The organism is Pseudarthrobacter sp. S3 (assembly GCF_050156905.1).
Taxonomy (GTDB): domain Bacteria; phylum Actinomycetota; class Actinomycetes; order Actinomycetales; family Micrococcaceae; genus Arthrobacter.
In genome coordinates this window covers 2,179,242-2,191,150 of record NZ_CP189583.1, presented here as the reverse complement: position 1 = coordinate 2,191,150, position 11,909 = coordinate 2,179,242, and the positions used below count along the sequence as shown (strand labels likewise).

General features: G+C 63.0%; 12 protein-coding genes, 1 tRNA gene and 1 pseudogene. 6 read left to right on the top strand and 8 right to left on the bottom strand.

The genetic code is table 11. The features are described 5' to 3' along the window. Nucleotides 1–173: 173 nt before the first annotated feature. The 3 genes and pseudogenes from ACQCSV_RS10510 to ACQCSV_RS10500 all read right to left on the bottom strand — a co-directional run bounded on the left by ACQCSV_RS10510 (nucleotide 174) and on the right by ACQCSV_RS10500 (nucleotide 3,161). Entirely contained in the window at nucleotides 174–1,142 is a 969-nt protein-coding gene (locus ACQCSV_RS10510) for an IS481 family transposase (RefSeq protein WP_354224668.1), read from the bottom strand. A gap of 141 nt (nucleotides 1,143–1,283) precedes the next feature. Continuing rightward, nucleotides 1,284–2,413 (bottom strand): annotated as a pseudogene (locus tag ACQCSV_RS10505) (glutathione S-transferase family protein). 10 nt (nucleotides 2,414–2,423) lie between these two features. Beyond that, nucleotides 2,424–3,161 (bottom strand): M50 family metallopeptidase, encoded by a 738-nt coding sequence (locus ACQCSV_RS10500; RefSeq protein WP_354223844.1) that lies wholly within the window; start codon nucleotides 3,159–3,161, stop codon nucleotides 2,424–2,426. Between the two features lie 123 nt (nucleotides 3,162–3,284). On the opposite strand from ACQCSV_RS10500, the gene ACQCSV_RS10495 reads away from it, so the two are divergent. After that, entirely contained in the window at nucleotides 3,285–3,749 is a 465-nt protein-coding gene (locus ACQCSV_RS10495; RefSeq protein WP_354155725.1) for a GatB/YqeY domain-containing protein, read from the top strand. Between the two features lie 111 nt (nucleotides 3,750–3,860). Here ACQCSV_RS10495 and ACQCSV_RS10490 read toward each other — a convergent pair whose 3' ends face one another. Together ACQCSV_RS10490 and ACQCSV_RS10485 are read right to left on the bottom strand one after the other, a co-directional pair. Next, complete coding sequence (locus ACQCSV_RS10490; RefSeq protein ID WP_056339942.1) at nucleotides 3,861–4,163, bottom strand: DUF4193 domain-containing protein; 303 nt, start codon at nucleotides 4,161–4,163, stop codon at nucleotides 3,861–3,863. Between the two features lie 350 nt (nucleotides 4,164–4,513). Next, nucleotides 4,514–4,596, bottom strand: a tRNA-Leu gene (locus ACQCSV_RS10485). Nucleotides 4,597–4,768: 172 nt separating this feature from the next. Here ACQCSV_RS10485 and ACQCSV_RS10480 point away from each other — a divergent pair. Beyond that, complete coding sequence (locus tag ACQCSV_RS10480; protein WP_354223842.1) at nucleotides 4,769–6,073, top strand: M20/M25/M40 family metallo-hydrolase; 1,305 nt, start codon at nucleotides 4,769–4,771, stop codon at nucleotides 6,071–6,073. 12 nt (nucleotides 6,074–6,085) lie between these two features. Beyond that, entirely contained in the window at nucleotides 6,086–7,267 is a 1,182-nt protein-coding gene (locus ACQCSV_RS10475; protein WP_426938393.1) for an acyl-CoA dehydrogenase family protein, read from the top strand. Between the two features lie 3 nt (nucleotides 7,268–7,270). Here ACQCSV_RS10475 and ACQCSV_RS10470 read toward each other — a convergent pair whose 3' ends face one another. Beyond that, nucleotides 7,271–7,504, bottom strand: a complete 234-nt coding sequence (locus ACQCSV_RS10470) for a DUF5703 family protein (RefSeq protein ID WP_056339951.1) — start codon at nucleotides 7,502–7,504, stop codon at nucleotides 7,271–7,273. A 39-nt stretch (nucleotides 7,505–7,543) separates the two neighbouring features. Here ACQCSV_RS10470 and ACQCSV_RS10465 point away from each other — a divergent pair, with 39 nt between their 5' ends. Beyond that, on the top strand, nucleotides 7,544–7,810 hold the full coding sequence (locus ACQCSV_RS10465; RefSeq protein WP_426938392.1) for a hypothetical protein: 267 nt from the start codon (nucleotides 7,544–7,546) through the stop codon (nucleotides 7,808–7,810). A 56-nt stretch (nucleotides 7,811–7,866) separates the two neighbouring features. Here ACQCSV_RS10465 and ACQCSV_RS10460 read toward each other — a convergent pair whose 3' ends face one another. Next, nucleotides 7,867–8,802, bottom strand: coding sequence for an aldo/keto reductase (locus ACQCSV_RS10460; RefSeq protein WP_426938391.1), 936 nt, complete (start codon nucleotides 8,800–8,802; stop codon nucleotides 7,867–7,869). Nucleotides 8,803–8,852: 50 nt separating this feature from the next. Between ACQCSV_RS10460 and ACQCSV_RS10455 the strand changes: the two genes are divergently transcribed. Beyond that, nucleotides 8,853–9,686 (top strand): undecaprenyl-diphosphate phosphatase, encoded by an 834-nt coding sequence (locus tag ACQCSV_RS10455; protein WP_426938390.1) that lies wholly within the window; start codon nucleotides 8,853–8,855, stop codon nucleotides 9,684–9,686. 15 nt (nucleotides 9,687–9,701) lie between these two features. Then, a complete protein-coding gene (gene mshC / locus ACQCSV_RS10450; protein WP_354155719.1) occupies nucleotides 9,702–10,979 on the top strand; it encodes a cysteine--1-D-myo-inosityl 2-amino-2-deoxy-alpha-D-glucopyranoside ligase in 1,278 nt (425 codons plus the stop codon). Here mshC and ACQCSV_RS10445 read toward each other — a convergent pair. Further along, a complete protein-coding gene (locus ACQCSV_RS10445) occupies nucleotides 10,976–11,881 on the bottom strand; it encodes a PAC2 family protein (RefSeq protein WP_185260548.1) in 906 nt (301 codons plus the stop codon). The two genes, mshC and ACQCSV_RS10445, sit on opposite strands and share 4 nt — an antisense overlap. Nucleotides 11,882–11,909 lie beyond the last annotated feature (28 nt).

Genomic DNA, 11,909 nt, shown 5'->3' with positions numbered 1-11,909 from the left:
TGCCCGCAGTGGGATGTAGCCAAAGCCAACACCATAGGCGGGATCGGCGAACCCCAGCGCAGCGCGCATGCCCCTGCAGGGGATGGACGTCGTAGAGGACAACCCGCCGGCAGAGGTCCTCCATCATGGTGGCGATGGTGAGGGCGTGGTAGCCGAAGTAGTTGCCGGGACGCCTAGGTGTATTGACCCGAGAGGTTGGTAACGCGGCTGACGGGCGGCTGACCTTTGAGTGAGGTGTGGCCTCGATGATGATTGTAGTGATGCAGCCACTCGGTGAAAGCGGCAACACGCTCGGACTCTGATGCGTAGGGTTTGGCGTAGGCCCATTCATCGAGCATGGTGCGGTTGTAGCGCTCAACTTTTCCGTTGGTCTGTGGCCGGTAGGGGCGGGTGCGTTTGTGCTTGATGTCCGGGCCCAGTGCGTCCTTGAATGCGTAGGAGCGGTAGCAGGAGCCGTTGTCGGTCAGCACCCGTTTCACGGTGATTCCGCAGGCTTCGAAGTAGGCGTTGGCGCGTTCCCAGAACCCGGCCGCGGTTTCCTTCTTCTCATCGGCCAGGATCTCGGTGTAGGCCAGTCGGGAGTGGTCATCGACCGCGTTGTGCAGGAAGGCGTAGCCCGGTCGCCGGTTCATTGCCGTGCCGGTCTTGTTCCGATTGCCTGCGGCCCTGCCCACCGTGCGGTGTCCGCCGCCTTCAGGGATCCGCCCGAGTTTCTTGATGTCGACGTGGACCAGCTCTCCGGGGCTGTGGTGTTCATAGCGGCGGATCACCCTGCCCGTGGCACGGTCCAGCCAGGACAGCCTTGCCAGCCCGAACCTGGAGAGGACCCGGTGCACCGTGGAGGGGTGGATGCCCAGCAGGTAACCGATCCTGGCAGGTCCCCACCGGCGGTTGATCCGGAGTGCGATGATCCGTCGCTCCCGCCGCACGGACGTCCGGCCCGGGGAGCTGACGGGCCGGCTGGACCGGTCATTCATCCCGTGCTCGCCGTGATCCCGGTAGCGGCCAGCCCACCGCGCCGCGGTCGTCACCGAGACTTGGAACCGTTCAGCTGCCCGGCGCAGCGGCCACCCGTCATCGACGATGCACTGAGCCAGCCGGAGCCTGCCCTTGGGCGTCAGGATGGCGTTAGCATGGGACATTGAAGACCTCCTTGTGGATCGGACTCTTAGACAAGCCCCACTCCACTCGGAGGTCTTCTTTTTGTCACCTAACCACGCCGAACGTTCCTAACGTCCGTGGTCAATACACCTAGCCGGACTCTCCCGGGCCAGCCGAACGGGCTAGTATGCGCCTTCCTGATGCTGGTCCGCTCCGTGGCCGGGAGTGACCTCTTCGCCGGGACGCACTGGCCCCGGTGGGGTGCCGTCGCCGAATGGGCGGCCTCCCAGCGCTTGCCTGGCGTGTGGCTCCAGCCAGCAGGACAGATCGGGGCCTTGCGGTACGATCCCGGTGGGGTTGATGTCCTCGTGGACGACGTAATAGTGCTGCTTGATCTGGACGAAGTCGATTGTGTCGCCGAAGCCGGGAGTCTGGAAGAGGTCCCGCGCGTAGCCCCAGAGGGCCGGTAGTTCAGTTAACTTTTGCCGGTTGCACTTAAATGCCCGTGGTACACGGCATCGAACCTGGCCAAGGTGGTGAAGAGCCGCACGTCGGCCTCGGTGATGGTATCGCCCACGAGGTACCGCTGTCCGGTGAGGTGTTCTTCGAGCCAGTCCAGCGCAGTCCACAGCCGGGAATGGGCCGAGTCGTAGGCCTCCTGCGAGCCTGCAAACCCGCAGCGGTAGACGCCGTTGTTAACCTCGGTGAAGACGCGCTTGTTGACGGCGTCAATTTCAGCGCGGAGGTGTTCGGGGTAAAGGTCCGGCGCGCCGACCCTGTGGAAGCGGGTCCATTCGGTGGCGAAGTCCAGAGTGATCTGGGGGAAGTTGTTGGTGACCACCGCGCCACTGGCAACATCCACGATGGCCGGCACCGTAATGCCGCGAGGATAGTCCGGAAAGCGCCGAAAATAGGCGCTCTGGATGCGGGCGATGCCTAGGACCGGGTCCACCCCACCCGGATCGAGGTCAAAGGTCCAAGACCGTGCATCGTGGGTAGGGCCGGGCTGGCCGAGGGAGAGGGCATCCTCCAACCCGAGGAGCCTCCGCACAATCACGGTCCGGTGCGCCCAGGGGCATGCCCTCGCCGCAATCAGCCGGTACCGCCCGGCTTCGACAGGCCACCCCGGCTCGCCGTTGAGGCCGGGGTGGCCGTCGCGGGTGATCCGGTCCTCGATGTAGTTCGTGTCCCGGTTGAACTCCGCACCGCCGGTCACATAAGCGCCCCGCGTGCTGTGGCTGGCGCCGGAGTCCGTGCCGTCGGCCACAGCTGCGATCACAGCTGGTTGCGCTCTCGACGATTCCTGGTTCATGCGGACCAGCTTAGCTACCAGTGCTCAGGATTACCGAAATAGGCTGCCAGGCGACCATCCACGACCCTGCAATTACGGCTACAAACAGCGCGATCCAGACGCCGGATGGGATCGACGTTGCCCGGTACAGCAGATACGCATCGGAACTGGCCAGCCTGTCACGGCGTCGCAGGTGCACATTGGTCAGCTTTGCCAGGTCCCGAACGGCGGCCACCAGCAACGCCATGCCAAGAACGATTGCAATGTGGCCGGTGAAGTGGCTCGGCACAACGGTAACCAGCAGCCCGCCTCCTGCGACGGCGAGGCCCGTAATCAGCAGCCCCGCGACGTTTCGGATGAACACGAGCGAGACCATGAGGATCAGGGTTCCTGTGGCCAGTGCCGCCGAACCCCAGCCGGCGAAACCGGAGATGACCAGGGCGGCGCCGGTCAGGGCAGGAACTGGATACCCCCAGAATCCCGACCAGACGGCCGCGGCCCGGCCGCGGCTGTAACTGGTAGTTGTGCCTGAGTGGTCCAGGCGGAGCCGGATACCGCCCAGTCGTTGGCCGCTCATGACGGCGGCGAATGCATGGCCCAATTCATGCGTAGCGGTGGCCAGGAGTCCAAAATACTTCCAGGTGGCCCGGGGGATGGAGAGTGCCGTTGCCAGAGCCAACACCACAGCCAGTTCGGCCACCGTGACCTGGGGGATGGCGGCACGGCTGAAGGCTTCAATGATCCGCTGCGACACTTGATCAGGAATCAAAGTCGTTCCCCGCCGGGCGGGGAGTAGTGATTGTCAGCCATAGCACTCTACGGTACTAGAGGGATTGTTCACCGCCGTCCTCCTGCCCTGTCGCTTGGGGCGCTCAACGAATCGAGGAATGCCGTGACCACTTTGAAGGAACGCCTGCACGCCGATGTTGTGGTGCATATGAAGGAGCGCAACAAAACCGCACTGACAACCGTGCGCAACATCCTGGGCGAGATCGAAACACGGGAGAAGTCGGGGAAGGCGCCTATTATCCTGGACGACGCCCAGGTGACCTCGTTGTTACAGAAAGAGGCTGCAAAACGACGTGACACAGCGAGGATCTACATAGACGCCGGCGAATCCGAGCGCGCGGCGGCTGAGATCGCCGAGGCGGAAGTTATTGAGGCCTACCTCCCCCAGCCCCTGACGGCGGCGGAAGTCGAGGCCATTATTGATGCGACCATCGATGCGCTGCGGAATGAAGGCGTGGAGCCCGGGATGCGTCAGTTGGGGGCCGTGATGAAGCCCGTCACAGCCAAAGTCGCCGGGCGCTACGCTGGCAAGGTCGTCAGCGAGATCGTACGCAGCCGTCTCACCTGAGCCATCAGACCGTCCTGGCAACGGGAAAGGCACGCCTACTGAACGTGGGCGTGCCTCAACTTCCTGCTGCGGGAACTCTGCCGCCACGGAATAGTATCCGGTGTTTTTGACTCAGCCTTCGCAGTCAGTGCAGTAGCTGTGTCCGTCTTTCTGCCGCGCAATCTGGGATCGGTGCCGTACCAGGAAGCAGGAGTAGCACGTGAATTCGTCCTCGGCCTGCGGGATAACCTGCACGACCAATTCCTCAGCAACGAACTCGCCCCCGGGAACGCCGGCGCCATCCAGCCCGTCGGCCTCATCGAGCTCGAGGACGACACTGCGGGCGTCCGGTGCATTGGCGGACTGCAGTGCCTCGAGTGAGTTGTCCTGCGACTCCTTGACGTCGGAGCGAAGTTCGTCGTAATCGGTTGCCACTTAGGTGTATCTCTTTTCTTTGGTTCGTCTGTCGCGTATGCAACCTACAGCATCCGGCGGGTATTCCCCAATAGCCTGGCAAGAAAATTTCTCTGCAGAGCGTATATTTCCCAGCGGACACCAGCTGGGATCGGTGTCGGGTGACGTTGGGCACCCTGGTGCGCCGGATAGAAAAAACCAGTAGCCACGTCCAAGGCCAGGCAAGGATCGCCCTTCAGCCGACCGGCCCGTGGTGAAGGGCTACTTCAAGGGGGCCAGCCGGCGGGGACGGCTTCACGGCCCCAGCCCAGGCCCTGGACCGAAACAGAAAAAAACCCCTGGAATCATTAGATTCCAGGGGTTTTCCCTTGTGCGCGGAGGGGGACTTGAACCCCCACCCCCTTTCGAGGACTAGCACCTCAAGCTAGCGCGTCTGCCATTCCGCCACCCGCGCAGGTGGTAATTCGGACAACGTTCACGCCTTTCAGCGTTTCGCTTTTCTCCGAAGCAGCGAGAAAAACTCTAACACGAACTTTCCGGAAACATGGAATCGGGGCTGATGGGTAGGCTGAAGGCACACGAGAACGCAGGTTGTTTGCAGCCTTCCCACTGCCCTAGGAGTTTCTATGTCTGACATCCGTGCCGAGGATGAAGTTGTCCGGATCTGCCAGGAGCTCATCCGGATCGATACATCGAACTACGGTGACGGGTCGGGGCCGGGGGAGCGGGTGGCCGCCGAGTACACAGCCGGGCTGATCGAGGAAGTGGGCCTCGCCGCTGAGATCTTCGAGTCGGCGCCGGGACGGGCAAATGTTGTCACCCGGATGGCCGGTGAAGATCCGTCCGCCAGTGCGCTGGTAGTTCACGGGCACCTTGATGTGGTTCCCGCCCTGCGTGACCAGTGGTCAGTTGATCCCTTTGGTGCAGAACTCAAGGATGGACTCATCTGGGGCCGCGGCGCCGTGGACATGAAGGACATGGACGCCATGATCCTTGCTGTGATGCGGGATTTGGCCAGATCCGGGCGCAAGCCCAAGCGCGACATAATTTTTGCCTTCTTCGCTGACGAGGAAGCCGGCGGTGAGTACGGTGCCCGCTACGCGGTCGACAAGCGGCCCGAGCTCTTCGAAGGCGCCACCGAAGCCATCTCGGAGGTAGGCGGCTTCTCGGCAACCATCGGCGGGCAGCGCACGTACCTCCTGCAGACGGCCGAGAAGGGCATCTCATGGCTCCGCCTGGTGGCGCACGGCCGGGCAGGCCACGGCTCCCAGATCAACACTGACAACGCTGTCACCAGGCTGGCTGCTGCGGTTACCCGGATCGGTGAGTACAAGTGGCCCATAGAGCTGACGCCCACCACACGGCAGTTCCTGGACGGCGTGACCGAACTCACAGGGGTGGAGTTCGATCCCGACAATCCGGACCGCCTGCTGGACCAGCTCGGAACGGTGGCCCGCTTTGTGGGTGCAACCCTGCAGAACACCACCAACCCCACGCTGCTCAAGGGCGGCTACAAGCACAACGTCATCCCGGAATCGGCTGAGGCCCTGGTGGACTGCCGGACGCTCCCGGGTCAGCAAGACCACGTCCTGGAGATCGTGCGGGAGCTTGCCGGTTCCGGTGTAGACGTGAGCTACGTACACAGCGACGTCTCACTCGAGGTGCCGTTCGCCGGTAACCTGGTGGATTCCATGATTGATGCCCTCAACACCGAGGATCCTGGGGCAAAAGTGCTTCCCTACACACTCTCAGGCGGCACAGACAACAAATCATTGAGCCGGCTAGGTATCACCGGCTACGGCTTCGCTCCGCTTCAGCTGCCCGACGATCTCGATTTCACCGGAATGTTCCACGGCGTGGACGAGCGGGTCCCGGTGGATTCGCTGAAGTTCGGCGCCCGTGTGCTCAACACGCTCCTCACCAACTACTGAGCCGGCCCTGACATGACTCCCGAGGAAGTCCTCCCGGAGCCCTTGCTCGAGGCCATCCGCGACCGTGCTGCGGGCTACGACCGGGACAACACCTTCTTCTTTGAAGACCTCGAAGAGCTGACCGCCGCCGGCTACCTCAAGCTCTTTGTGCCAGAGTCCGACGGCGGCCTGGGGCTTGGGCTGGAGGCGGCAGCACAGTGCCAGCGGCGGCTGGCTACGGCTGCCCCAGCCACCGCTTTGGCCATCAACATGCATCTGGTCTGGACCGGCGTCGCCCACATCCTGGCCGCAAGGGGGGACCATTCCCTTGGCTTCGTCCTGCAGGAGGCCGCCCACGGCGAGATCTTCGCCTTCGGCAATTCCGAAGCAGGCAACGACTCAGTCCTCTTTGATTCAAAAACGGCAGCCGTTCCTCTGCCGGGCGGAGCCTACAGCTTCACGGGTACCAAGATCTTCACGAGTCTTTCGCCCGCCTGGACCCGGCTGGGAATCTTCGGCAAGGACACACTCGCCAGGGGAGGCGAAGGCGAAATGGTGCACGGATTCATCACTCGGGCGGCCGAGGGCTACTCCATCTTGGACGACTGGAACACCCTGGGCATGCGGGCCAGCCAGTCAAACACCACAGTCCTGGACGGCGTCGAGGTCCAGCCGGAGAGGATCTTCCGCAAACTCCCCGTGGGACCCAATAACGATCCGCTGATTTTCGCCATTTTCGCCTGCTTCGAGTCATTGCTGGCCGCCGTCTACACCGGAATCGGCGAACGTGCGCTGAACGTGGGTGTTGAGGCTGTTAAGCGCCGGACGTCGTTCAAGAATGCTGGCCGCAGCTATGCGCAGAATCCGGATATCCGCTGGAAAATCGCGGAGGCAGCCATGGCCATGGATATCCTCTACCCCCAACTGCTGACCGTCACCCGCGATGTGGATGCCCTCGTTGAGCACGGGCCGCAATGGTTTCCCAGACTTGTGGGGCTGAAGGTCAATGCAACTGAAACCGCCCGCCGCGTCGTGGACCTGGCCATCAGGGTAAGTGGCGGCTCCAGTTACTTTCGTGGGTCGGAGCTTGAGCGCCTGTACCGGGACGTGCTGGCCGGGATGTTCCACCCATCAGACGATGAGTCGGCGCACAACACCGTGGCGACCGCGTGGCTGGGTCCGTTGGAAGACTTGAACAGGCCGCTGGCCTGTTAGTCCCTACACGGTCCGCTGAACCTGCATCACCCGGCGGCGCAGCCAGAAGCGCCTGCCACCGCCCAGATACAGCTTGCTGCGTTCCAGCTCCCACTTGCCGTACTCGGAATGCTCCACGAGCCGGCGCCTGGCGTCAGGCAGTGAATCGTCAGGGCTGACCGTCAGCACGAGGTACTCGTACTGCCTCAGAATGTCCCGTTCCCGCTGGACCGAGCTGGTGAGAAAATGTTCCTTCATTGCTCTCCATTTTCGTCCTTTTCCGGCTAACGTGAAGTCATGAGCATCGATCCGCGTGTCGCGCTTCAGTCCTTGACAACCGCCTTGGAAGAACACCTTATAGCAGCATCCAACCGGCGTGGCGATGGCGATCCCTCGGTTGAAGCGGCTTTTTTTGCGGTCGCGGATGCGTTCGAAGTCTATGAAGACGCACTTTACGAGGCTTACAGCGAAGTTACACCCCTTCAGGTCTTCGATGATGATGAAGATGAGGACGATGAAGCCGGCATCGACGATGACGAAGACCTGGAAATCGTCCAGGACTAAGAACACCACGCCGCCAGGGCGGGCAACACCCCAACACTGCGGCCCTGAACGGCGTGTCAGCCTGGCAGGGAAACGTCCTCAAGGGCGCGGGCGATTTCGGGCGGCAGCCGGGTCAGTTGCGCGGCCACGATTTCTTTCGCCTGCACGGGAGTCCGGGGCCCGATGATGGCTGTTGCCACACCATGTTGGGACAACACCCAGCTCAGCGAAACATCCAACGGCGTCCGGCCCAGGCCCTTGGCCGCCATGGCTACGGCTTCCACCACGCTGGACGGCTGCGCCTCCAGATACGTCTCCACGTAGGGTGCTGAGTCTGTCCTGGCCGCCCGGGAATCGCCGGGGATGGCGCCGCGGTACTTGCCAGTCAGGACGCCGCGTCCCAGCGGCGCCCAGGCCATCAGCCCCAGGCCGGCATCTTCGACGGCGGGAATCAGTTCCGCTTCCGCCTTTCGCTGCAGGAGTGAATATTCAGCCTGCGCGGCTACGAGCGGAAACCCGGCCACCGCCGCTGCCTTGGCGCTTTGCCACCCGTTGAAGTTCGAGATTCCCGCGTAGCGGGCACGTCCGCTCCGGAGCGCGAATTCAAGCGCGGACAGGGTCTCCTCCAGCGGGACGTTGCCGTCCCATGCCTGGGCAAACCAAATATCCACGTAGTCAGTCCCGAGCCTCGCCAAGCTGGCGTCCAGGCCGGAGAGCATCGCATTGCGCGATGTGTCCACCGTGCGACGGCCGTCCGACGTCGACATCCCCGCTTTAGTTGAAATGCAGACTTCGGTGCGGGAGACAACGTCGCCGAGGAGGGATCCGATCATCGCCTCTGCACGGCCATCGGCATATGACGCCGCTGTATCTATGAGTTTTCCGCCACCATCGATAAATGTCCGCAATATCTCCGAGGCGTCCTGTTCGTCGGTATCGCCGGACCAGGACATGGTGCCGAGGGAAAGGGCGGAGACTCGCAATCCACTGTTGCCGACGTAACGCTGCTGCATAGCTGCAAGCTTACGGGGAATCAACTGGGTCAATGACGTAGGGTCTTAGCGTGAACTGGTTTGAGGCGGCCCTGCTGGGCCTAGTGCAGGGACTGACCGAATTTCTACCGATTTCATCGAGCGCGCACCTGCGGATTGTGGGACAGTTCCTGCCCAACGCATCCGATCCCGGGGCCGCGTTTACCGCTATCACCCAACTGGGTACTGAAACGGCGGTGGTGATCTATTTCTGGCGTGACATTGTGCGGATCGTCAGGGCGTGGACGGCATCTCTGACCGGAAAAGTCTCACGCCAGGACCCGGACGCCCGCATGGGCTGGCTGGTGATTTTGGGCAGCCTCCCCATCATCGTGCTTGGTCTGCTGTTCCAGGACCAGATTGAGTCGGTACTGAGGAGCCTGTGGCTGGTAGCCACCATGCTGATCGTCTTTGGGCTCTTCCTGGCCGTGGCCGACGCCATCGGAAAGCAGGACCTCGAGCTCACCAAGCTCACCTACAAGCATGGCATTATGTACGGCTTCGCCCAGGCGCTGGCGCTTATTCCCGGAGTTTCGCGATCCGGCGGCACCATCACCGCAGGTCTCCTGATGGGTTACACACGTGAAGCCGCCGCACGGTATTCGTTCCTCCTGGCGATCCCGGCGGTGTTCGGCAGCGGCCTTTACCAGCTGTACAAAGTGGTCTCCAAGGACGGCATCACCGGCCCGTATGGCCTGCCAGAGACGGCGCTGGCCACCGTCATCGCCCTGGTGGTGGGTTACGTGATCATCGGCTGGTTCCTCAAGTTTATTTCCACCCGCAGCTACCGGCTCTTCGTCTGGTACCGGATTTTCCTGGGCCTGGCCCTGTATCTTTTGCTCGGTTTCAATGTCATCAGTGCCTAGCCGTAGGCTTAGGCTGTGAAATCCTGGACCTCCCGCCCTGTCCCTGCGCTGCCCGGCGCCATGCCTGCCATCCGGCTGTTCGACACGGCAAAGGGGAGTGAAGTCACACTCCGGGCCACGGGAGAGCAATCCATGTACGTCTGCGGGATCACTCCCTATGACGCAACCCACATGGGCCATGCGGCCAGCTACGTGGCCTTTGACCTGCTGAACAGGGCCTGGCGTGACGCCGGCCAGCAGGTTTCCTACGTCCAGAACGTCACCGACGTCGACGACCCCCTGCTGGAGCGCGCGACTGCCACCGGTGTGGACTGGCGGGACCTGGCCGCGAGCCAGATTGAACTCTTCCAGACCGACATGGAGGCCCTGAACGTCCTCTCGCCGGACCACTACGTGGGTGCCGTTGAGTCCGTTGAAATGATTGTTCCGGCCATCGAACGGCTGGTTCGCCTTGGGCTGGCCTACCGTGTGCCCGGAACCGCCGGGGAGCCCGACGGCGACGTCTACTACGACGTAGAAGCTGCCGGCAAGCAGACGGTCGCCCTCGACGCCTGGACCCTGGGCTCGATCTCCCACCTTGGCGAAGCCGAAATGCTTGAACTGTTCGCCGAACGCGGCGGCGACCCAGGCAGGGCTGGCAAGCGGCAGGCGCTGGACCCCCTGCTCTGGCGCGTTGCCCGCGACGGCGAGCCCAGCTGGCCCGGCGGCGAGCTGGGCCAGGGCAGGCCTGGCTGGCACATCGAGTGCACCGTCATCGCCCAGCGCTACCTGCCGGCTCCATTCACTGTCCAGGGCGGCGGTTCGGACCTCATCTTCCCCCATCACGAGATGGGTGCCGGTCACGCATATTCCCTCGCCGAAGTGCCGCTGGCCCAGCACTATGCCCACGCGGGCATGGTGGGCCTGGACGGCGAGAAGATGAGCAAATCCAAGGGCAACCTGGTCCTGGTCTCCAAACTTCGGGCCGCAGGAGAAGATCCGGCCGCCATCCGGTTGGCCATCCTGGCCCACCATTACCGTTCAGACTGGTCCTGGACCGCGGACGGCTTTAAGGCAGCGAAGGACCGGCTGGCTGCTTGGCGCCGCGCACTTGCCACCGCGCCGGAAGGATCGGCGTCCGGTCTGATCACCGAGATGCGGTCCGCCCTTGCCGCCGACCTGAACGCACCGGCCGCCCTGGAAGCTATCGACCGCTGGGCCGTCGCGGCGGACTCCGCCTCGGCAGCGGGCAACCAGCATGATCAGGCGCTGGTCAGTGACGCGCTTGACTCCCTGCTCGGGGTCGTACTTTAGGGCTTGTCCCGTCCACGCCGTTTGAGGTAGCGCTCAAACTCGCGCGCGATGGATTCCCCGCTCGCCTCGGGAAGATCGGCAGTATCTTTTGCCTCTTCAAGCTGCCGCACGTAGGCGGCGATCTCCGGGTCCTCAGTAGCCAGCTCATCGACGCCACGTTCCCACGCAGCGGCCTCCTCGGCCAGTTCGTGGGTGTCCAGCGGGACCTGGATCAGCTCCTCGACGCGGTGCAGGAGAGCCAGCTGCGCCTTGGGTGACGGGGCCTGTGCCACGTAATGTGGGACGGCTGCCCACAGGGAAACGGTGGGAAGGCCGGCCAGCAGCGACACTTCGGACAGCACTCCGACGATGCCGACGGGACCCTCATACTGGGACGCTTCAAGGTTGAGGCGCTCCCGCAACACGGCATCGTCCGAGGATGTGCTGACAGGAATCGGCCTGCTGTGCGGAACGTCTGCCAGAAGGGCGCCCACCAAGACCACGTAGTCCACCTTCAGTGCCTCTGCGTGGACCAGCAGCTCGGCCGTGTACGCGCGCCACTTGTAGGACGGCTCGATGCCCTGCACGAAAATGACGTCCACATTCGAATCCGGCGCACTGGCTTTGTAGATTCGCGTCGACGGCCACTTGATCTTGCGTTCCCCCGAGGCGTTCCGGCGGACCGTGGGACGGGTGAACTGAAAATCGTAGTATTCGTCCGCGTCAATGGACGCGATCTTCTTGCCGCCCCAGACCCGGTTCAGGTAGCGCAACGAGTCACTCGCGGCTTCCCCTGCATCGTTCCAGCCTTCAAATGCGGCCAGCATCACAGTAATGCGCTCCCCGTCCGCCACTGGCAGCAGGAACTGCTCCGGTTCAGGTGCGGCACCCGGTTCCGTGGTGTCTCCGTCGAAGCTATTCATCCCATCACCCTACGTCCAAGAACCGGCC